We start from the raw sequence: 20,872 nt of genomic DNA on the forward strand, positions 1-20,872 counted from the left end.
GTTTCACGCGATATTGCTCACGCACTAACAAGGTATAACTTGGAATATGACCGTAAGCATCGCACCGTCGGAAGCGGCAACGGAGCTGCGCGAGGCCATGATGGCGCTGGCCCGTCAGCTTCGCAGGCACCGCCCCGACAACGGACTGACACTCAGCCAGCTCGAGGTCCTCGGCGAGGTGAGCCGCGCGGGGGTGACAACGCCCGCCGAGGTAGCCGCCCGCCTACAGGTTCGAGTGCAATCACTGACCGACAGCATCAACGAGCTCGAATCGCGCGGACTGCTGTCCCGCCGCCCCGATGACGCCGACCGCCGCCGCCAGCTCATCGAGCTCACCGGTGACGGAGTGGAGCTGCTGTTACGCGACCGGGCCCAGCGCGACGCCTGGTTGCAGGACATGATGCGTAGCCATCTGTCCGAGTTGGAGTTCAATTTGTTGATGCTCACCGCGCCGGTACTGCGCAAGCTGGCCTCGTGAATCCCGAGGACTGGATCGCCCACGACCCCGATCCGGTCACGGCCGCCGAGCTGGCCGCGCTGGATCCCGGCGAACGCGCTGCCCGGTTCGCGAGGCCGCTGACGTTCGGCACCGCGGGCCTGCGGGGACCGGTACGCGGCGGCCCGGACTCGATGAACCTCGCCGTCGTGGTGCGCGCCACCTGGGCGGTGAGCCGCGTGCTGACCGAGCGCGGCCTCGGCGGCTCCACCGTCGTGGTGGGCCGAGACGCGCGCCACGGCTCGGCCCAGTTCGCCGTCGCTGCCGCTGAAGTGTTTGCCGCTCAGGGGTTTTCGGTGATCTCCTGGGAGCATCCGGTGCCGACCCCGGTCGTCGCCTTCGCGGTCCGGCGCACCGGGGCCGCCGCCGGGGTGCAGATCACCGCATCACACAATCCGCGGACCGACAACGGTTACAAGGTCTACTTCGACGGCGGGCTGCAGATCGTCTCCCCCACCGACCGGGAGATCGAAGCGGCGATCACCACAGCACCGCCCGCCGACGAGATCCGACGGCGGCCGGTGCACCCTGACGACGACACGCTGGTAGATGCATACGTCGCCCGTGCCGCGACGGTGCGGCGGGGCCGCCACGGCCATCCGCGGGTGGCGTTGACGGCCATGCACGGTGTCGGTGGTGAGCTCGCCCTGCGCGCCCTGCAAGCGGCCGGATTCGACGATGTACACACGGTGGCAAGCCAATTCGCGCCTGACCCGGACTTCCCGACAGTCGCCTTCCCGAACCCCGAGGAACCGGGCGCGGCCGACGCGCTGCTGCGGCTGGCCGACGAGATCGGCGCCGACATCGCCATCGCGCTGGACCCCGACGCCGACCGTTGCGCCGTCGGCATCCCCGCTGCCGGCGGCTGGCGAATGCTCTCCGGTGACGAAACAGGTTGGCTGCTAGGCGATTACATCCTGTCTACCCTTGACGGCGCCGATGCCGCGACCAGCGTGGTGGCCAGCAGCGTGGTGTCGTCACAGCTGCTCGCCACGATCGCCGCCGACTACGGCGCCCGGCACGTCGTGACGCTGACCGGGTTCAAATGGCTCGCCCGGGCCGACGCCGAGCTGACCGGGTGCAGCCTGGTCTACGCCTACGAGGAAGCCATCGGTCATTGCGTCGATCCGGCCGCCGTCCGGGACAAGGACGGCATCAGTGCCGCAGTACTCGCCTGCGACCTGGTGGCACACGTTGCCGCCCAGGGTATTTCGATCACTGACGCGCTCGACCGGCTGGCCCTGCGCCACGGGGTGCACACCACCGCAGCATTGTCGCGCCGGGTGGCCGACCCGGGCGAGGCGGCGGCGATGATGGACCGGTTGCGCAGTAACCCGCCCGCCGAGCTCGCGGGTTTCCCGGTCACCGCCACGGCGGACGGCGACGCGGTGTTCCTCACCGGCGGCGATCAGCAGACCACGGTGCGGGTGGTGGTCCGCCCCTCGGGTACCGAGCCGAAGGTCAAGTGCTACACCGAGGTCGGCCAGGCCGTCGGCGCCGATCTGGACGACGCCCGCCGACGGGCGGCCGCGATAGAGCTTCAGCTGCTGGCGAGCGCGCAGACCTGGTAGTCAGCGCGGCCCGAACTGGCGGTCACCGGCATCGCCGAGGCCCGGCACGATGTAGGCGACCTCGTTGAGACCGTCGTCGATGGTCGCGGTGAACAGGCGGGCCGACGGGGCGACTTTCGCCACTGCCGCAATGCCTTCCGGTGCGCAGACCACACACACCAGGGTGACGTCACGCGCACCCCGATCGTGCAGCAGCCCGATGGTGTGCGCCATCGAGCCACCGGTCGCGAGCATCGGGTCGAGCACGATGACCGGTTGGGCGCTCAGGTCGTCGGGCAGCGACTCCAGGTAGGGCGTCGGCTGATGTGTGGTCTCGTTTCTGGCCACCCCGACGAAACCCACCTTCGCTTCGGGGATCAGCGCGTGCGCCTGGTCGACCATTCCCAATCCGGCCCGCAGAACCGGCACCAGCAGCGGTGGACAGGCCAGCCGCGAACCGGACGTCTCGGCGATCGGGGTGCGAACGGTGATCTCGGCGCATGCCGCGTCGCGGGTGGCCTCGTAGACCAGCATGTGGGTCAGGTCGCGCAGCGCGGACCGGAAGGCGGCGTTGTCGGTGCGCTCGTCACGCAAAGTGGTCAGCCGCGCGCGGGCCAGCGGGTGGTCGATCACGCACACATCCATGCGCAGAGAGTAGAGGAGCCTCAGCCCGCATCGCAGCCCAGCAGAACGGCTTTGACGAACCCCGCGTACTGGTAGCCGTATTCCGCGGCCCACCGCCACGGCGGGTAGTCGTAGGACCGCGGCACCGGACGCATGGTGACGTCGCCGTCGAAGCACTGATGAAAGATGTAGCGGGCGCGCACCATGTGGTAGTTCCACGACACCACGATCACGTGGGTCCAGTTGTGTTGCTTGGCCAGCCGAGCCACGTACATCGCCTCGCCGCGCGTGGTGAACGGGTCGGGGATGAAACACAGGACGGTGATAGTCGCCGTGCTGGACGCGCACGCCTGCCGGAACTCCGACAGGTCCGTAGGCCGGTCCGAGTAGGCGTTGGACAGCAGCACAGTGCTCGCGTAACCCTGCCTGGCCAGGTCCAGGCCGTACTCCCAGCGACCGTCGTTGTCACCGCCGAGGACGACGATCGCATCGGCTTTGGACAGTGGGTCCGCATGCGGACGGGTGAACAACAGATAGCCCGCGACGGCCAGCACGCCGGCGACGCACACGCCGGCAGCAGCCAGAATCGCCAGTGCGCGGCGCACCCTCCCCACGGGGGGCAGGCTACCCGCCAGCAAGCGTCGTTAGGCTGTGCGGCATGGCTGAGCTCGTTCCGGTGCGCGTGGGCGTGACCGCTGGTGACCTGTACACGCTGTGGGCGCCCCGGTGGCGCGAAGGCGGTGACGAGTGGGAGGCGTTTCTCGGCAAGGACGACGACCTGTTCGCCTTCGAGTCAGTTGCGGACCTGGCCGCGTTCGTTCGGACGAACACCGACAACGACCTCACCGATCACCCCGCGTGGGAGGACCTGACCCAGGCCAACGCGCACAAGCTGAAGCCGGCCGCAGACCGCGAAGTCGACCTGGTGGTGGTCGAGGAACTGCTGTCGGAGAAGCCCACCGAAGAAGCGGTGACCGCACTGGCCAACACGATGGCCGTCGTCTCCTCGATCGGTTCGGTGTGCGAGCTGCCCGCCGTGACCCGGTTCTTCAACGGCAACCCCAATCTCGGCCTGCTCTCGGGTGGCTACGAGCAGTTCAGCGGCAAGCCCGGGCTCAAGCGCTGGCGAGTCGTCGGTGACATCGTCGCGCGCGGCTGGGACAGCGTGCTGGCGGCGATCGACGAGGTCATCACCGTGCCCGAGGTCGACGAGCGGGCCGCCAAGCTGGCCGCCGACGAGCTCGCTGAGCCCTACGAGGAAGAGACCGACGACGTTGTCGAGACCGACGTCGTCGACGAAGCCGCCGGCGACGACGCCGACTCGGCTGCGGAAGAAGCTGACGAGCGGGCGCCCGACGACGACGTCGTGCTCGGCGGCCAGGAAGACTTCTGGGCCGAGGTCGGCATCGACCCGGTGCGCATCCAGGCCAGCTCGGGGACGTTCTACACGCTGCGCTGCTACTTCGACGATCGACCGATCTTCCTCGGTCGTAACGGCCGGATCAGCGTCTTCACCTCCGAGCGCGCGCTGGCCCGCTACCTCGCCGACGAGCACGACCACGACCTGTCGGATTTGAGCACCTACGACGACATCCGGACCGCGGCCACCGACGGTTCGCTGCGGGTCGACGTCACCGAGGACAACATCTACGTGCTGACCGGGCTGTCGGACGATATCTCCGACGGTCCCGACGCGGTCGATCACGATCAGCTGGAGCTGGCGGTCGAGCTGGTGCGCGATGTCGGTGAGTACTCCGAGGAGGACACCGTCGACAAGCTGCTGGCCGAGGACCGGCAGCTGGGCAAGCTGGTCGACTACGTACTCGATCCCGAGGAGAACTCCCGACCGGCCGGTCCGTACACGGCCGCGGTCAAGGAGTGGGACGAGGTCGAGCGCTTCGTCGAGTCGCGGCTGCGCCGCGAGTAGCTAGCTGCTGGAGCCGGCGCTCGCCTTGGCGCGCTTGGAGCCGCCGACCCCGTTGTTGTGCGTGGAGGTCGAGGACTTCGAGGTCGTCGACTTCGAAGACTTCGACGACGACGTGTCCTTGGCTGACGTGTCCTTGCCTCCGGTCGCGGCGGCGGCTGCGGTCTTCAGCGTCGTGGTGGTCGGCGTGGTCGCCGTTGCCGTGGCGTGCGGCTTGAAGCCACCCGTCGCCTTCTTCACGGTCGGCGCCGAGGCGGCCACCGCGGTCGTCTCGGTCGTTGCCGCCGCGCTCGACGAATCCGAGGTGGTATCCGGGGTGGTGTAGGTGACATCGGGACCGCCGACCCCGTAGGGCCCGGGCCGGGTCGTGCCGAACGGGCGCTTGCCGGTCAGGTCCTGGATGCCGTTGTCCCAGCCCGTGGGGATCGAGACGATCAGGTTGCGGGCGAATTTCACCGGGTTCGGGAAGTAACCGACGTTCCACGACGTCGGCACGCCCGGGCTGGTGGTGCGGTCATAGGAGGACTCGATGATCACCCGCAGCGGAGCGTCCAGGGTGTCGGCGAACGCATGGCCCAGCGGCCCGAGCTTCTCCAGCGGCATGAGCAGCGGAAGCACCGGCGTGGAGATCAGGTAGTAGTGCGTGTCGCCGTACTGGCCCTGATCGATCACGCCCGGATCGGTGAGCGTGGTGTTGTCGTAGGTGCCGCCGAGATGCAGATAGTCGACGCCCATCATCGCGTTGGCGACGGCCAGCAGGTTCAGCGGGTTGACCGGGAAATCCGACCAGCCGTCGTACTGCGCGGCGATGTCGGTCGTGTCGTATTGGGTGTTGGTCGGGGTGAATCCGTTGAAGGTCGAACCACCGAAGGGCAGGCCCACCGGGATCGTGACGCCTTCCGGCCCGCGGGCGAGGAATCCACCATTCGGGCGGTTGCCGTTGGCGATCAGCACGAAGCTGACATCGGGGCCCTCACCGGGTGCGTATTCGGCTGCCAGCGCCCGCTTTTCGAGGGTGGAGATCGTCGAGCTCTGCGAGAAGCCATAGACGACGAACGTGTCGCCGGGAGCCGGCGCGACGGATCCGACCTGGTCGTTGTAGCTGCATGACGCCGTCGCCTTGATGCAGTTGTCGAGGTTCTGCCGGCCCAGCGCCACCGACTGGTCGAACGTCAAGGTGCCGTTGTTGGGCGTGGACTGTTCCGGGGTGATGACGGCGACCGTGTTGTACGGGCCGCCGGGGACGCCGGTACCCAGCGTCGACGCAGGCGCGACGTAATTGCCCACCGCGGCGGCCATGTAGTCCTGGACGAACTGATTGGTGTCCTCGTCCGGCGACAAGGAGTGGCCGGTTCCACCCATCACCAGAACCGTTGCGCCACTTGCGAGGAGCTTGAGGGCTGCCGTCGATGTCGATAGCAGAACCAAGGACAAGAACGCTGCCAGGGTGGCCACCGCCACCGCCGCGCTGCGAGCCGCTAGTCGCATACGGGTCACTCCCCTTATTGATCGCCCACGCCCCCCGACCAGGCGTGGGAGACTCTATCAGCAAACGCCGGATTGGGCACCAGGCTCCTGGCGTAGTGGACACCGACATGGGTGTCAGCGTGCGCACCTGCGGAATTTGGCCGGCCGGAAATTGACTTCGGCGTTGGTTCTCCCGCAAACCACGTCCAGCTACCTGCGAGTGGGGTGCTAACCTTCGGAAAACCTGTCACGGCACGACAACAGTTGGGGTGAACATCCAGTGAGCCGCGTCCACATCCCGAAGTTGGGGATCATCGCCGCGCTGCGGCAGAAGACCGACTACAAGCGGTGGGCCGACACCCGGAACCTCTACTCGGACTGGGAACCCCGCACGAAGCGGGCCGCCGAACTGATCCCGGCAGGCAGCCGGGTCATCGAGTTCGGTGCGGGCACCCGGGCCATCGAGAAGCACCTCGACCCGTCCTGCACCTACACACCGTCCGACCTCGTCGACCGCGGACCGGGAACGATCGTCTGCGATCTCAACGAGCGGCCACTGCCGAACCTGGGCAAGGACACCTACGACGTCGCCGTGATCATGGGCGTCCTGGAGTACCTCAAGGATGTGCCGTCGGTGCTGGACTGGCTGTCGATGTTCGTACCGCGGGCCGTGATCTCCTACGGCTGCCCGGACAGCAACGATCAGTTCCGTCGCACCAAGCTCGGCGCCGTGGACCGGATCAGCCGGGGCTGGCTCAACTCCTACCTGGAAGAAGACATCCGAACGCTGTTCCGGGACCGCGGCTACACCAGCTTGCACGAAGAGAACTGGGCAAACGTCGACGGCTACCAGCACCGGCTGTTTGTGTTCGCCAAGCCGTGACCTATGGCCCTCGCAGCCAGCACCGATAGCCTGTAGCGTAGGGGCGCGGAATTCGCTGAGGGAGGTAGCACTGGTGACGTCGACACTGACTGTGACGGACCTGCTGGCAAACGAGGGCATCGCCGATGTCACCGGACTGTGGCCAGTCGAGATGGTCGAAGACTGGAATCGTCGTCTCGATCCGATCTTCGCCGGAACCGACGGTGAGCGACGGTCGTACGCGAGTGCCGACGCCCTGGCCGAGACCGGGATCTTCGCCGAGCTGTTCAGTGCGCCGGTACGTCAGCTCATCGCCGGCATCCACCCGTCGGCCCTGCTGTACCACTGCCACAGCTATGAGATCGCCGCCAACCAGGGCCGGCCGCACATCCACCGGGACAAGCCGCTCGGCTGGCACCGTGACACCGAGACGATCCGGTCCTACACCCCCGACTTCCCGTCTTTCATCAGCATTTTCATCCTGCTGTCACCGGTCGGCGCCGACGACGGCGCGTTCGAGTTCTACCCGCACCGGCCCAACAACGGGATGCGCGCAGGCGGTGACGCGGTGCAGCTCGTCGGCCCGATCGGGACGGCCGCGATGTGGAACCGGTCCTACTTCCATCGCGCCTCACCGAACCGTGGTTCGGTGCGTCGCCGCGTGCTGAAGATCTCGTTCCAGCCCGCCGGACTGCCGAACGACCGGATCGGACTGCCCGAGTTCACCGACGCCCGCGCGCACCTGAGCGATCCGGCGCTGCTGGCACTGATCGACGCGGACCGGGTGGGCACCACCACCCCGCTGACCGATCGCGGTGAAATCCCGGCAGGCACCCCGCTGCCTCCGACGACGCGCAACGAGCTGTCGCGGGCCCAAGCCGCCTACATCCGCGCTCAGACCGTCGGCTTCCGTGCGCTGGCCGCCGCGGGCGTTGTGTGACGCAGCCCAGTAGCCGGCTCCGCGCGCTGGTCGTCGGTTCCGGATACCGAGTTCGCAACGCTTTCCTGCCGGCGTTGAACCTGCTCGACTCCCACATCGAGGTCGTCGGAGTCCACTCCCGTACCTTCGCCAACGCATCCCGTGCGGCCGAGCGGTGGAATGTGCCGGCGATCGAGGATCCCCGGACGTTGCGACCCGGCGACATCGACCTGGCCCTGGTGTCGGTGACGGTGACGAACAACGTCGCCGTGTTGAGGTCGCTGGCCCACCTGGCCCCCGGCGCCGCACTGGTCATCGACACCCCCGGCGTCGGGCGTCTCGACGACCTCGCCCGGCTGGCCCAGTTCCGCCGGTGGGCACCGATCCGGGTCGGTGAAGACTTCATGAACATGCCGCAGTACCGACTGGTCGGCGAGGCGATCCGGTCGGGCGCGCTCGGTGAGGTCAGCCGAGTCGCGATGTCGCAGATGGGTTATCGCTACCACGCGTTGGCGCTGGTGCGGTCCTGGCTCGGACTGTCGGCGCCGACGTCGGCCCGCAGCAGGCGCGTCCCGGGCGGCGTGGACATCGAGTATCGGTTCCGCGGCGGAAGGATCGGCGAGGTCCACGAGCCGTACCGGCAATCGGAGGGGTCGTTCTCCGTGACCGGCAGCACGACGACGCTGACCGGCGACCCGATGGGCCATCCGATCCCAGATCCCAAGGGCGCCAGCCTCCGTCGCGTCGAGGACGACGACGGCATCGCGGGATTCACCCTCGATGGGCTGGACAAGCCGCTGCACATCGACCTTCCGTATCAGGCGGCGCTGCGCGAGATGAAACTCGAGGACGACTCGGAGTTCAACCTGCTGCGCATCGACGGTCTGGCTCAAGTCATTTCGTCGCTGTGGACCGATGACCCGCTGAACAGCCGATACCGGCTCGAGGATGCGGTCGCGGACAACCTGGTGAGCTGGGCGGCGCGGTTCATGCCCTGGGTGCCCACCCCGCGGTTCTAGTCGTCGCGCGTCGCTCCGCCTTCGGCCTCCCAGGCCGCCTCACCTTCGGTGTCATCGAAATCCTGCACGTCGGTCTCGTCGTGGTCGAGCACCGCGACGGGGGCGGTCACCGCCTCGCTCGCAGCCGCACGCTTGGCGGCCGCGAACTTGACCCGCGGCGGTTTCGCCGGCCACCAGTTGGCGTCGCCGACCAGCACGGCGGCGGCCGGAACGGTGAGCGTGCGGACCAGGAAGGTGTCCAGCAGCAGGCCGACGCCGATCACGAAGCCGATCTGCGCGGCGGTGAGCACGCTGCTGACGGTCAGCGCCATCATCGACGCCGCGAAGATCAGACCTGCCGAGGTGATGACCCCGCCGGTCGCGCCGACCGTGCGGATAACTGCCGAGCGCACACCGTATTTCGCCTCGTCGCGGATGCGGGATATCAACAGCAGGTTGTAGTCGGCGCCGACCGCGACAAGCACCATGAATGCGATTCCCGGTACGCCCCAAGCCAATTCCTGGCCGAGGATGAACTGGAACAACACCACCCCAATGCCCAGCGCCGCGCCGTAGGACAGCACCACCGAGAGCACCAGATACAGCGGCGCGACGATCGCGCGCAGCAACACCACGAGAATCAGGAAGACCACGATCAGGGTCATGCACAGGATGTAGACGAAGTCGGAGTCGTAGAAGTCCCGGATGTTGGCGTTGATCGACGAGAAGCCCACCATCGAGATCTCGGAACCCGCGAGCTGCGTGTTGGGCGTGGCCGCGTTCGCGGTGTTGACGATCAGCTTGGTCTGGTCCATCGCCGCGGTGCTGAACGGGTTGAGGGCGGTCTGGACCAGATAGCGCGCGGAGTGGCCGTCCTCGGAGACGAACAGCTTGGCGGCCTTCTTGAACTCGTCCATCGTCAACACCTGCGGCGGGATGTAGAACCCCGACATCGGCGGATCGGCTGCCTCCCGCTTCATCGCCAGCAGGAACGACGACGCCTGGTCCAGCCCCTGCCCAAGATTGCGGGTCTGGTCGACCAGGGTCTGAACACCCACTGCGAGTTGACGACTCGAGTCGGCGAGCGTGTTGACGCCGGTGACCGCGTCGTTGAGTTTCTTCTCGACCCCGCCGGGCTGGCCGACGCCGAGTGAGCGCGCGGCGGAGGTCACCTTCTGGACGTTCTGGCTCAGCTCGTGGACGGCCTGGTCGAGCTGCTGCGACCCATCGGTCTTGGAGAGTTCCCGTGCGAATTCCTCGACGGACTTGACGGCCGGGGTGTTTGCGACGTCGACGATCTTCTGCAGATCCGACCGCGAGTTGACGCAGGCGGGATCCGCGTCGCACACCGGAGAAACATTGAGCGCGTTGAGCATCGGCGCAGCCCAATCGCCGATGCCCGTGACTCGCAGAATGGTCAGTCCCAACGAGTCGCCCAGCGAGCGCATGCTGGTCACCAACGACGCGGTCTTGTCGATCTGGTCGAGCGTCTTGGCCCCGCCGTACTTCTGCGACATGGCGTCCAGCGCGCTGGTCAACCCGCGCACACTGGCGATCGATCCGACCACCTGGGTACGGATCTGACCGAGAACGTCGGCCATCTTGCCCGCACCGCCGGAGAGCAGATTGAGGTTGTCGTCGTTGGTGTGGATCAGATTGGACGCATCACCGAGCTTGGTGCCGACTTCACCGGCCTGATAGGTGGTCTTGGCCTGCTCGAGCACCTCCCCGGTCGGACGGGTGATACCGCGCACGAGGTCGATGTCGGGCAGCTGCGCGATGCGCGCGGCCATCTGCTCCATATCGGCCAGCGCCTTCGGGGTGCGCAGGTCGTTCGGGGATTCAATGAACAGGAACTGCTGCAGCGTGCTGCTGATCGGGAAGTGTTTGTCCATCACCTCGTAGGCGTGGTTGCTCGCGGAGTCCTGCGGGAGGTTCTTGCGGTCGTCGTAGTTGAACCTCATCAGCGACGTCGTGGCGGCCAACGCACCTAGGATCAGCACACTGGTCACCAGCAACAGCACCGGACGCCGGACGATCATCACACCGGAGCGGCGCCACAGCCTGCCGGTGATGTCGCGGCGCTGTTTGACCCATCCCCGCCGGCCGGCCAGCACGATGAAGGCCGGCAGCAACGTGATCGAGGCCAGGAAGCCGACCACGATCGTCACGGTCAGGGCGGGCCCGACGGTGGAGAAGATGGCCAGCTTGGTGAACGACATGCCCAAGAAGGTCAGCGCGACGGTGCCCGCCGAGCCGGCGATCACCTCGCCGATGGACGCCAGCGCCTCCACCAAGGCATCGTCGGAGGCCATCCCGGTTTTGGTGAGCTCTTGATACCGGCTGTAGAGGAAGACGCCGTAGTCGATACCGGCACCCATGATCATGCCGGTCATCAGCATCATCGTCTGAGGGCCGAGCCCGAGCCCGAGTTCACCGAGGCCGGCGACGGCTTGCTGGGCGACAACGAGGGATATGCCGATGGTGATCAGCGGCATCAGCATCGCGATCAGACTTCGATACACCAGCAGCAGGATCGTGAAAACCAGCCCGACCGTGGCGATCTCGATCATGTGCTGATCGCGGGCGCCGATCGCGTTCATGTCCTCGATGGTCGAGGCGCCACCGACCACGTTGACCTGCAGCGAGGAGCCTTTGGCCTGCTCGTTCGCGGTGTCGATGACGTGCCGGTAGGCCTCCTGACCCTCAGGGGTGCCCATGGTGCCCGTCATGCTGACCGGCAGGTTCCAGGCCTTGCCGTCCTTGCTGGTCATCACCTCTTTCAGCTCCGGGGTGCGGACGAAATCCTGGAGTGAGGAGACGTTCTTGGTGTCGTCCTTGAGCTTGTCGACGATCCGCCGGTAGGCGTCCTCGTCGGCCGGGGTCAGCCCGTTCTCATTGCTGAGGATGATGGCGGCGAAATTGCCTGCGTCGGCTTCGTGGAAGGCGTCCTGCATCTTCTTGACCGAGACGAGCACCGGCGCGTCTTTGGGCAGGAAATCCGGCGGGTTACGGGCCGCGACAACGGCCAGCGGGGTGATGAGGGCCAGCAGAGCGCCGGCCAGCACGAGCCAAGCAGCGATCACGAGCAGAGGGTGGCGAACGATCACCCGACCCAAGCCCGTCAGGAGCTTATGTGGTGACACGCCCCTCAAAACGGCGCGCTTGGACATCACACCAAGTTACATCGCACTGATAGGCGCAGATGTATCACGAGGTGGCTCGGATCGTACGCCCGGTTGGCCGACTGCGCCCGGCAAGCGGGCCTCTGTGCCGCACCTGAGCAAACACAGCGGACGCGAGTCAGCTCGCCGTCCAGGCGCGGTCGCGCAAAAGGCGCAGACCGTTGAGGCCGACGAGGATCGTCGAGCCTTCGTGCCCGGCCACCCCCAGCGGCAGCGGCAGATGGCCGAAGAGGTCCCAGGCGACCAGCACGACGATGAACGACGCGGCGATGACCAGGTTCGCCGCCACAACGCGGCGGGCCCGGCGGGCCAGGGCCAGCACGGTCGGCAACGTGGCCAGGTCGTCGCGGGTGATCACGGCATCCGCGGTCTCCAGCGCCAGGTCCGAGCCCGACCGTCCCATCGCGACGGCGACGTGGGCGGCGGCCATCGCGGGGGCGTCATTGATGCCGTCGCCCACGAGCAGGACCCGGCCGCCGTCGCCCTGAAGCCCGCGCACCGCCGTCACCTTGTCCGCGGGGAGCAACCCCGACCGGACGTCGACGATCCCGATGCCGCAGGCCAGGCTCGCGGCCGCGCGCTGATTGTCCCCGGTCAGCAGTACCGGCTCGGTCCCGGTGAGTGCGCGCAGGCGGGCTACGGCATCGGCGGCCTCGACGCGCGCGTGGTCGGCGAGGGTGAGCACGCCGGCCGCTATCCCGTTGACCCGTACTTCCACGGCCGTGTCGCCGCTGTCGTCGACGGCCGCAGGGGCAGCGCCGACGTCGACGACGTCGGCGCCGACGCGGGCACGCACGCCCCGGCCCGGAGTGGCGACGAACTCGGTGGCCTGCCGCACGGGAAGCCCGGCCAGTTGCGCGGCGGCGACGATGGCGCGCCCCAACGGATGTTCGGACGGGTGCTCGGCCGACGCCGCCAGGCTGAGCAACTCCGCCTCGCTGCGCGCGCCGTCGAAGGAACGGATCTGCTTGAGCCGGGGCGTGCCGTGGGTGAGGGTGCCGGTCTTGTCGAACGCGACGTGGGTGACGGTCGCAAGCTTCTCTAGGACCACCGCCGACTTCACCAGAACGCCGTGGCGTCCGGCGTTGGCGATGACGGCGAGTAGCGGCGGCATCGTCGACAACACCAGCGCGCACGGGGATGCCACGATCATGAACGTCATGGCGCGCAGCAGCGCCGATCGCAGGTCGGCCCCGAGCAGCAACGGGACCACCAGCAGGGCGACGGTGGCGACCACCATGCCGACCGAGTAGCGCTGCTCGACCTTCTCGATGAAGAGCTGGGTGCGCGCCTTGCTGGCGCTGGCCTCGGCGACCATCGCCACCATCCGCGCGATGACGGTCTCGGCCGCAGGCCGGCTCACCCGCACACGAAGGGACCCGGTGCCGTTGACGGTGCCGGCGAAGACCTCGTCACCCCGAGCCTTGTCGGCGGGTAGGGGTTCGCCGGTGATGTGGGCCTGGTCGACCTCACTGGCGCCGTCCACGACGATGCCGTCCCCGCCGATCCGCTCGCCTGGCCGGATCATCAGAAGGTCGCCGACATCGAGAATTGCGGCGTCGACGATCTCCTCGGCGCCGGAGGAGGTCACGCGCGTTGCGGTCTCGGGTGCGACGTCGAGCAGTCCGCGGACCGAATCCTCGGTGCGCTGGGTGGCGACCGCCTCGAGCGCGCCGGAGGTGGCGAAGATGACGATCAGCAGGGCGCCGTCGAAAACCTGGCCGATCGCGGCGGCGCCGATCGCCGCGGCGATCATCAGCAGGTCGACGTCCAACGTCTTGTGCCGCAACGCTTTCAGGCCCGCCAGGGCCGGCTCCCAGCCGCCTGCGGCGTAGCACACGAGATACAGCAGCCAGGACAGCCAGGACGGTCCACCCGCGAGACTCGTGAGCGCGCCCAGCACGAACAGGCCGGTGGCCAGTCCCGCCCACCGCACCTGCGGCACCCGCAACGCGCTCGACCGCCGAAGCCGCTTCGGACGGGACGGGTTTTCCTCGCAGATGCGGGCGGCGGAGTCGACAGTCACCGCTCCAGCCTATCTGCATATTCGTGCATATTCGCAAACAGGTGCACAGATGTCTGCGCTACCAGGGCCAACGGAAGTTAGACTGGCGTCGTGCACACATCGCTTCCGGGGTTCTCGATGCCGGCCGAGGATGAGGTGACTCAGGCCGCGGACACGTTCCGGATGCTCAGTGACCCGACTCGGATCAAGGTGCTCTGGGCCTTGCTGCAGGGCGAGTCATCGGTGGCCTGCCTTGCCGAACTGGCCGGGGCGGCGCCGACCGTGGTCAGTCAGCACCTGGCCAAGCTGCGGTTGGCAGGTCTGGTGAAAAGCAGGCGCGAAGGCACGTTCGTGTACTACTCCCCCGCGCGCGACAGTGATGCGCTGCGAATACTCAGCCAGGCGCTCGTCGGCTCGGACGAACCTCAGCCGATCAAGACCGCATAGCGCGGCTTGATCACCTCGTCGATGATGGCCAGCCGCTCGTCGAAGTGGATGAACGCCGATTTCATCGCGTTGATGGTGAACCGCTCCAGATCGCTCCACCCGTAGCCGAACGCATCGACCAACCGCTTCATCTCCTGACTCATGGTGGTGTCGCTCATCAGTCGGTTGTCGGTGTTGACGGTGACGCGGAACCGCAGGCGCGCGAGCAGGTCGAAAGGATGGCCTGCGATGCTCTTCACCGCACCGGTCTGGACGTTGGAACTCGGGCACAGCTCGAGCGGGACCCGCTTGTCACGCAGGATCGCGGCCAGCGGACCCAGCCGCGCCGTGCCGTCCGGTCGCACCTCGATGTCGTCGACGATGCGGACCCCGTGGCCAAGCCGGTCGGCCCCACAGTAGGCCAGCGCCTCATGGATGGACGGCAGGCCGAACGCCTCACCGGCGTGAATCGTGAAGCGCGCGTTGTTACTTCGCATGTACTCGAATGCGTCGAGGTGGCGGGTGGGGGGATAGCCGGCCTCCGCACCGGCGATGTCGAACCCGACCACGCCCTTGTCGCGGAACCGGATCGCCAGGGCGGCGATCTCCCGTGACCGCGCGGCATGGCGCATCGCGGTCACGAGGCAACGCACCACGATCGGGCGGCCGTCGGCTGCGGCGGCCTTCTCCCCGTCGGCGAAGCCGGCCAGCACCGCGTCGACCACCGCGTCGAGGGACAACCCGCGGTCTATGTGCAGTTCCGGGGCGAACCGCACCTCGGCGTAGACGACGTTGTCGGCTGCCAGATCCGCCACGCATTCGAACGCCACTCGATGCAAGGACTCCGGGGTCTGCATGACCGCGACGGTGTGGGCGAAGGGTTCCAGGTAGCGCACCAGCGACCCGCTGTGCGCTGCGGTGCGGAAGAATTCGGCCAGTCCGGCCTCGTCGGTGGCCGGCAGCCCGTCGTAGCCGATCTGGCCGGCGATATCGAGGACCGTCGCCGGGCGCAGGCCGCCGTCCAGGTGGTCGTGCAGCAGAGCCTTGGGAGCTCGGCCGATCATCTCCAGCGTCAGTGGTGTGGTCATCGGGCGATCCGATCGATGATGAGCGGGCGTGACTTCGGTGGAGCAGTGTCGACGACGGAGAAGGCACCGTCCAGCTCGCCCATCGCGGCGGGGATCCGCTCTGGGGTGTCGGTATAGAGAGTGAACAGCGGCTCGCCCGCGCTGACCGGCTCACCGGGTCGGCGATGGATGCGCACGCCTGCGCCGAATTGCACAGGCTGACCCGGGGCGGCCCGGCCCGCGCCGAGTCGCCAGACGGCAAGCCCCATCGCCAAAGCGTCGATGTCACCCATTGTGCCGCCTCGCGGTGCCGACACGGTCTCGGAATGGGCACCGATCGGAAGCTGGGCGTGAACGTCGCCGCCCTGCGCGGCGACCAGCGCACGGAAATGATCCATCGCGGTGCCGTCGCGCAGGGTCTGCGCCGGATCGCGACCGTCGATCCCGGCCAACTCCAGCATCTCCCCCGCCAGCCGGACCGTCAGCTCCACGACGTCGTCGGGGCCACCGCCGGCCAGCACCTCGAGCGACTCGGCGACCTCCAGGGCATTGCCGACCGTACGGCCGAGTGGGACATCCATATCGGTCAGGACCGCAACGGTCGGCACCCCGTGGGACAGACCCAGCTCCACCATGGTTGCCGCCAGTTCCCTGGACTCCTCTTCCGTTTTCAAGAAGGCACCCCGGCCGACCTTCACGTCGAGCACCAGTGCGTCGGCACCTTCGGCCAGCTTCTTGCTCATCACCGAACTGGCGATCAACGGCAGCGACTCCACCGTGCCGGTGACATCCCGCAGCGCGTAGATCTTCCGGTCCGCGGGTGCCAACTCGCCGGCGGCGAAGATCGCCGCACCGATCTCGGACAACTGCTGGCGCACTTGGGCTTTGGAGATCTCTGCGGTGAACCCGGGAATCGACTCCAGCTTGTCCAAAGTGCCACCGGTGTGCCCGAGCCCCCGGCCTGCGGCCTGCGGAACCGCCGCACCGCAGGCGGCGACGACGGGCACCAGCGGAATGGTGATCTTGTCGCCAACGCCGCCGGTGGAGTGTTTGTCCACCGTCGGGCGGTCGAGGTCGCTGAAGTCAAGGCGCTCACCCGAGGCCATCATCGCGAAAGTCCACCGGGAGATCTCGCCGCGATCCATCCCGCGCAGGAAGATCGCCATCAGCAGCGCCGACATCTGTTCGTCGGCGACCCTGCCGTGGGTGTAGGCGTCGATCACCCAGTCGATGGCCTCGTCGCTCAACCGGCCGCCGTCACGTTTGATCCGGATGACCGTCGGCGCATCGAATGTGAACTGCGTCACGGCTTTTCCCGTTCCACCCGGGCCAGGTCATCGGGGCCGAACGCGTCGGGCAACAGCTCGGCCAGCCGGCGCGGCGCCTCCGCGTGATCGATGAGCAACTCGGGCCCACCGTGCTCGAGAAGCAACTGACGACATCGCCCGCAGGGCATCAGGGCGGCCCCGGTGGCGTCCACGACCGCCACGGCCCGCAATCGTCCGCCACCGGTGGAAACCAGTGCGCAGACCACCGCGCACTCGGCACAGAGACCTAGGCCATATGAGACATTCTCCACATTGCAGCCGGTGACCACCCGACCGTCGTCGACCAGCGCCGCAGCCCCGACCGGGAACCCGGAATACGGCGCATAAGCGAGAGCAGACGCCGCAATTGCTTTGTCCCGCAGTGATTTCCATTGGATTTCAGTGGTCACGCGTCACCCACCACACCCGTACTGAATGCATTCACCAACCGCCTCGCCCTACTCATCACCCACCGGCCACACCGGCCGAATAGGCCGGAAAGCCGCACCTCGTCCCTGCACCGTAATTCTTTTGGCCGCACAAACGGAGTTAGAGTCCAATCCATAACGCAACGATGGTGTTGGAGGCGCTGAATGAGTACAGCGGCACCGGTCGTGCCGGCCCCACGCGACAAGTCGACGAGGCGACGGCGCACCCTTTACCGCGGTGACCCGGGAATGTGGTCGTGGGTGCTGCACCGCATCACCGGCACCACGATCTTCTTCTTCCTCTTCGTCCACGTCCTGGACACCGCGCTGGTACGGGTCAGCCCGCAGGCCTACAACGAGGTCGTCGAGACCTACAAGACCCCGATCATCGGCCTGATGGAGATCGGCCTGGTGGCCGCGCTGCTGTACCACGCGCTCAACGGTGTGCGGATCATCCTGATCGACTTCTGGTGGAAGGGTCCGCGCCATCAGCGGCAGATGCTGTGGGGTGTGGCCGCGGTCTGGCTGCTGGTGATGGTGCCGTCGCTGGTGATCATCGGCATGCACATGGCGGAGCGGTTCCTGTGAGCGCGCCCGAGAGCCGGCTGGGGCCGCCCGCCCCGATTCTGGAACGCAGCCACGACCGCCCGGCCGGGCTGGACAACCCGCGCACCCCACGCCGGCGGTCCGGCATGCCGAACTTCGAGAAGTACGCATGGCTGTTCATGCGGTTCTCCGGCGTCGTCCTGATCTTTCTGGCGCTTGGTCACCTGTTCATCGGGCTGATGTGGGACGGCGGCGTCTACCGGATCGACTTCAACTACGTTGCCCAGCGCTGGGCCTCGCCGTTCTGGCAGACCTGGGACCTGCTGCTGCTGTGGCTGGCTCAGCTGCACGGCGGCAACGGGATCCGCACGATCATCGGCGACTACGCCCGCAAGGACTCCACCAAGTTCTGGCTGAACTCGCTGCTGGTGATCTCGATGCTCATCACGTTGGTGGTGGGCACCTACGTCCTGCTCACCTTCAATCCCAACATCTCCTAGAAGCACTTCGAGGCGAAAATGATTACCGAACACCGCTACGACGTGGTCATCGTCGGGGCAGGCGGGGCAGGCATGCGCGCCGCAGTCGAGGCCGGGCCCCGGGCGCGGACCGCGGTGCTGACCAAGCTGTACCCCACCCGATCGCACACCGGCGCGGCCCAGGGCGGCATGTGCGCGGCGCTGGCCAATGTCGAAGAGGACAACTGGGAGTGGCACACCTTCGACACGGTCAAGGGCGGCGACTACCTCGCCGACCAGGACGCCGTCGAGATCATGTGCAAGGAAGCCATCGACGCGGTGCTCGATCTCGAGAAGATGGGGATGCCGTTCAACCGCACCCCCGAGGGCCGCATCGATCAGCGCCGGTTCGGCGGGCACACCCGCGACCACGGCAAGGCTCCGGTGCGCCGGGCCTGCTATGCCGCCGACCGCACCGGCCACATGATCCTGCAGACGCTGTACCAAAACTGCGTCAAGCATGACGTGGAGTTCTTCAACGAGTTCTACGCGCTCGACCTGGTGTTGACCGAAACCCCCGGCGGCCCGGTGGCCAGCGGTGTGGTGGCCTACGAATTGGCGACAGGCGATATTCATGTCTTCCACGCCAAGGCCATCGTGTTCGCCACCGGCGGTTCGGGCCGGATGTACAAGACCACCTCCAATGCGCACACGCTGACCGGCGACGGCTTGGGCATCGTCTTCCGCAAGGGACTTCCCTTGGAGGACATGGAGTTTCACCAGTTCCATCCGACCGGTCTGGCCGGCTTGGGGATCCTCATCTCCGAAGCCGTCCGCGGCGAGGGCGGCCGGCTGCTCAACGGCGAAGGCGAACGCTTCATGGAGCGCTACGCCCCCACCATCGTCGACCTGGCGCCCCGCGACATCGTCGCCCGCTCGATGGTGCTCGAGGTTCTGGAGGGCCGCGGCGCCGGACCGCACAAGGACTACGTCTACATCGACGTGCGCCACCTCGGCGCGGACGTACTGGAAGCCAAGCTGCCCGACATCACCGAGTTCGCCCGCACCTATCTCGGCGTGGACCCGGTCAAGGAACTGGTGCCGGTCTACCCCACCTGCCACTACGTGATGGGCGGCATCCCGACCACGATCACCGGACAGGTGTTGCGGGACAACAACACCACGGTGCCCGGCCTCTACGCCGCGGGCGAATGCGCATGCGTGTCGGTGCACGGCGCGAATCGCCTCGGCACCAACTCGCTGCTGGACATCAACGTCTTCGGCCGTCGCGCCGGGATCTCGGCCGCGAACTACGCCCTCGGCCACGATTTCGTCGACATGCCCGAGCAACCGGCCGGCATGGTGGTGAACTGGGTGTCCGACATCCTCAGCGAGCACGGCAACGAGCGGGTGGCCGACATCCGCACCGCGCTGCAGCAGTCGATGGACAACAACGCCGCGGTGTTCCGCACCGAGGAAACCCTCAAGCAGGCACTCACCGACATCCACTCCCTCAAGGAGCGCTACGCCCGAATCAGCGTGCACGACAAGGGAAAGCGGTACAACAGCGACCTTCTCGAGGCCATCGAGCTGGGGTTCCTACTGGAGCTGGCCGAGGTCACGGTCGTCGGTGCGTTGAACCGCAAGGAATCCCGCGGCGGCCACGCCCGCGAGGACTACCCCAACCGCGACGACACCAACTACATGCGGCACACGATGGCGTACAAGGAAGGGTCGGATCTGCTCAGCGACATCCGGCTGGACTACAAGCCCGTCGTGCAGACCCGCTACGAGCCGATGGAGCGTAAGTACTGATGACGATCGCACCTGACGTCAAAGAGCCCGCGCTGCCGCCGATTCCGGACGGCGCGGTGATGGTGACGCTCAAGATCGCGCGGTTCAACCCGGAAAATCCCGACAGTGCCGGCTACCAGAGCTTCCGGGTGCCCTGCCTGCCGTCGGACCGGTTGTTGAATCTGCTGATCTACGTGAAGAGCTACCTGGACGGCACGCTGACGTTTCGCCGCTCCTGCGCCCACGGCGTCTGCGGGTCGGACGCGATGCGGATCAACGGTGTCAACCGGCTGGCGTGCAAGGTGCTGATGCGCGACCTGCTGCCCAAGAAGGACAAGCCGCTCACGATCACCATCGAACCGATCCGCGGCCTGGCCGTGGAAAAGGACCTGGTGGTCAACATGGAGCCGTTCTTCGACGCGTACCGCGCGGTCAAGCCCTACCTGATCACCTCGGGCAACGCCCCCACCCGGGAACGGATCCAGAGTCCGACCGACCGGGCCCGCTACGACGACACCACCAAGTGCATCCTGTGCGCCTGCTGCACCACCAGCTGCCCGGTGTACTGGAGCGAAGGGTCGTACTTCGGGCCCGCCGCGATCGTGAACGCGCACCGGTTCATCTTCGACAGCCGCGACGAGGGCGCCGCCGAGCGCCTGGACATCCTCAACGACGTCGACGGGGTCTGGCGCTGCCGCACCACGTTCAATTGCACCGACGCCTGCCCGCGCGGTATCGAGGTCACCAAGGCGATCCAGGAGGTCAAGCGCGCGCTGATGTTCGCGCGCTGATGCGTCCGTAACCAATTCGAGCCTT

At 67.2% G+C, this 20,872-nt stretch carries 19 protein-coding genes; 11 read left to right on the forward strand and 8 right to left on the reverse strand.

What is annotated here, in order from left to right; genetic code table 11:
- Nucleotides 1-46: 46 nt before the first annotated feature.
- Both BST42_RS22585 and BST42_RS22590 read left to right on the forward strand, forming a co-directional pair.
- Entirely contained in the window at nt 47-478 is a 432-nt protein-coding gene (locus BST42_RS22585; RefSeq protein WP_083121554.1) for a MarR family winged helix-turn-helix transcriptional regulator, read from the forward strand.
- Nucleotides 475-2,067 carry a phospho-sugar mutase gene (locus BST42_RS22590; RefSeq protein ID WP_083121555.1) on the forward strand — a complete coding sequence of 531 codons (1,593 nt, stop codon included), beginning with the start codon at nt 475-477 and terminating at the stop codon, nt 2,065-2,067. The genes BST42_RS22585 and BST42_RS22590 overlap by 4 nt, the downstream gene beginning before the upstream one ends.
- On the opposite strand, the gene upp is transcribed toward BST42_RS22590, so the two are convergent.
- Nucleotides 2,068-2,691 (reverse strand): uracil phosphoribosyltransferase, encoded by a 624-nt coding sequence (upp, locus tag BST42_RS22595; RefSeq protein WP_083121556.1) that lies wholly within the window; start codon nt 2,689-2,691, stop codon nt 2,068-2,070. It abuts the gene before it with no gap.
- Nucleotides 2,692-2,711: 20 nt separating this feature from the next.
- Nucleotides 2,712-3,284, reverse strand: a complete 573-nt coding sequence (locus BST42_RS22600; protein ID WP_083121557.1) for a YdcF family protein — start codon at nt 3,282-3,284, stop codon at nt 2,712-2,714.
- 44 nt (nt 3,285-3,328) lie between these two features.
- Between BST42_RS22600 and satS the strand changes: the two genes are divergently transcribed.
- The gene (gene satS, locus BST42_RS22605) at nt 3,329-4,597 is read left to right on the forward strand and encodes a protein export chaperone SatS (protein WP_083121558.1); all 1,269 of its coding nucleotides are present in this window, start codon (nt 3,329-3,331) and stop codon (nt 4,595-4,597) included.
- Here the strand turns inward: satS and BST42_RS22610 are convergent, their stop codons facing one another.
- Entirely contained in the window at nt 4,598-6,082 is a 1,485-nt protein-coding gene (locus tag BST42_RS22610) for a PE-PPE domain-containing protein (RefSeq protein ID WP_083121559.1), read from the reverse strand.
- A gap of 259 nt (nt 6,083-6,341) precedes the next feature.
- Between BST42_RS22610 and BST42_RS22615 the strand changes: the two genes are divergently transcribed.
- The 3 genes from BST42_RS22615 (at nt 6,342) to BST42_RS22625 (ending at nt 8,861) form a co-directional block, all read left to right on the forward strand.
- A complete protein-coding gene (locus BST42_RS22615) occupies nt 6,342-6,944 on the forward strand; it encodes a class I SAM-dependent methyltransferase (RefSeq protein WP_083121560.1) in 603 nt (200 codons plus the stop codon).
- 73 nt (nt 6,945-7,017) lie between these two features.
- A complete protein-coding gene (locus BST42_RS22620) occupies nt 7,018-7,863 on the forward strand; it encodes a phytanoyl-CoA dioxygenase family protein (protein ID WP_083121561.1) in 846 nt (281 codons plus the stop codon).
- Nucleotides 7,860-8,861 (forward strand): Gfo/Idh/MocA family oxidoreductase, encoded by a 1,002-nt coding sequence (locus tag BST42_RS22625; RefSeq protein WP_083121562.1) that lies wholly within the window; start codon nt 7,860-7,862, stop codon nt 8,859-8,861. The genes BST42_RS22620 and BST42_RS22625 overlap by 4 nt, the downstream gene beginning before the upstream one ends.
- On the opposite strand, the gene BST42_RS22630 is transcribed toward BST42_RS22625, so the two are convergent.
- Together BST42_RS22630 and BST42_RS22635 are read right to left on the reverse strand one after the other, a co-directional pair.
- Entirely contained in the window at nt 8,858-12,013 is a 3,156-nt protein-coding gene (locus BST42_RS22630; protein WP_083121563.1) for an MMPL/RND family transporter, read from the reverse strand. The two genes, BST42_RS22625 and BST42_RS22630, sit on opposite strands and share 4 nt — an antisense overlap.
- A 130-nt stretch (nt 12,014-12,143) precedes the next feature.
- Nucleotides 12,144-14,051, reverse strand: coding sequence for a heavy metal translocating P-type ATPase (locus BST42_RS22635; RefSeq protein ID WP_083121564.1), 1,908 nt, complete (start codon nt 14,049-14,051; stop codon nt 12,144-12,146).
- 90 nt (nt 14,052-14,141) lie between these two features.
- Here BST42_RS22635 and BST42_RS22640 point away from each other — a divergent pair, with 90 nt between their 5' ends.
- Complete coding sequence (locus BST42_RS22640) at nt 14,142-14,477, forward strand: ArsR/SmtB family transcription factor (protein ID WP_083121565.1); 336 nt, start codon at nt 14,142-14,144, stop codon at nt 14,475-14,477.
- Here BST42_RS22640 and BST42_RS22645 read toward each other — a convergent pair.
- From BST42_RS22645 to BST42_RS22655, 3 genes are read right to left on the reverse strand one after another with little or no spacing between them, the layout of a single operon-like run.
- On the reverse strand, nt 14,456-15,544 hold the full coding sequence (locus BST42_RS22645) for an adenosine deaminase (RefSeq protein WP_083121566.1): 1,089 nt from the start codon (nt 15,542-15,544) through the stop codon (nt 14,456-14,458). The two genes, BST42_RS22640 and BST42_RS22645, sit on opposite strands and share 22 nt — an antisense overlap.
- Nucleotides 15,541-16,830 (reverse strand): thymidine phosphorylase, encoded by a 1,290-nt coding sequence (locus BST42_RS22650; protein ID WP_083121567.1) that lies wholly within the window; start codon nt 16,828-16,830, stop codon nt 15,541-15,543. The genes BST42_RS22645 and BST42_RS22650 overlap by 4 nt, the downstream gene beginning before the upstream one ends.
- Entirely contained in the window at nt 16,827-17,240 is a 414-nt protein-coding gene (locus tag BST42_RS22655) for a cytidine deaminase (protein WP_083121568.1), read from the reverse strand. The genes BST42_RS22650 and BST42_RS22655 overlap by 4 nt, the downstream gene beginning before the upstream one ends.
- A gap of 183 nt (nt 17,241-17,423) precedes the next feature.
- Between BST42_RS22655 and sdhC the strand changes: the two genes are divergently transcribed.
- The 4 genes from sdhC to BST42_RS22675 are packed head-to-tail and all read left to right on the forward strand — an operon-like array spanning nt 17,424 to nt 20,847.
- Entirely contained in the window at nt 17,424-17,846 is a 423-nt protein-coding gene (gene sdhC, locus BST42_RS22660; RefSeq protein ID WP_083121569.1) for a succinate dehydrogenase, cytochrome b556 subunit, read from the forward strand.
- Between the two features lie 17 nt (nt 17,847-17,863).
- A complete protein-coding gene (locus BST42_RS22665; protein WP_172507247.1) occupies nt 17,864-18,304 on the forward strand; it encodes a succinate dehydrogenase hydrophobic membrane anchor subunit in 441 nt (146 codons plus the stop codon).
- Between the two features lie 18 nt (nt 18,305-18,322).
- The gene (gene sdhA, locus BST42_RS22670) at nt 18,323-20,077 is read left to right on the forward strand and encodes a succinate dehydrogenase flavoprotein subunit (protein WP_083121571.1); all 1,755 of its coding nucleotides are present in this window, start codon (nt 18,323-18,325) and stop codon (nt 20,075-20,077) included.
- Entirely contained in the window at nt 20,077-20,847 is a 771-nt protein-coding gene (locus BST42_RS22675; protein ID WP_083121572.1) for a succinate dehydrogenase iron-sulfur subunit, read from the forward strand. Before sdhA ends, BST42_RS22675 begins: the two co-directional genes overlap by 1 nt.
- The last annotated feature ends 25 nt before the right edge of the window (nt 20,848-20,872 follow it).

It is taken from the genome of Mycolicibacterium rhodesiae (assembly GCF_002086695.1).
Lineage (GTDB): Bacteria > Actinomycetota > Actinomycetes > Mycobacteriales > Mycobacteriaceae > Mycobacterium > Mycobacterium rhodesiae.

Excerpts from the sequence above, each read along its gene's own strand:
- BST42_RS22585 (WP_083121554.1), top strand. The coding sequence starts at position 47 with ATGACCGTAAGCATCGCACCGTCGGAAGCGGCAACGGAGCTGCGCGAG.
- upp (WP_083121556.1), bottom strand. The coding sequence starts at position 2,691 with ATGGATGTGTGCGTGATCGACCACCCGCTGGCCCGCGCGCGGCTGACC.
- satS (WP_083121558.1), top strand. The coding sequence starts at position 3,329 with ATGGCTGAGCTCGTTCCGGTGCGCGTGGGCGTGACCGCTGGTGACCTG.
- BST42_RS22610 (WP_083121559.1), bottom strand. The coding sequence starts at position 6,082 with ATGCGACTAGCGGCTCGCAGCGCGGCGGTGGCGGTGGCCACCCTGGCA.
- BST42_RS22630 (WP_083121563.1), bottom strand. The coding sequence starts at position 12,013 with ATGTCCAAGCGCGCCGTTTTGAGGGGCGTGTCACCACATAAGCTCCTG.
- BST42_RS22645 (WP_083121566.1), bottom strand. The coding sequence starts at position 15,544 with ATGACCACACCACTGACGCTGGAGATGATCGGCCGAGCTCCCAAGGCT.
- sdhC (WP_083121569.1), top strand. The coding sequence starts at position 17,424 with ATGAGTACAGCGGCACCGGTCGTGCCGGCCCCACGCGACAAGTCGACG.
- sdhA (WP_083121571.1), top strand. The coding sequence starts at position 18,323 with ATGATTACCGAACACCGCTACGACGTGGTCATCGTCGGGGCAGGCGGG.
- BST42_RS22675 (WP_083121572.1), top strand. The coding sequence starts at position 20,077 with ATGACGATCGCACCTGACGTCAAAGAGCCCGCGCTGCCGCCGATTCCG.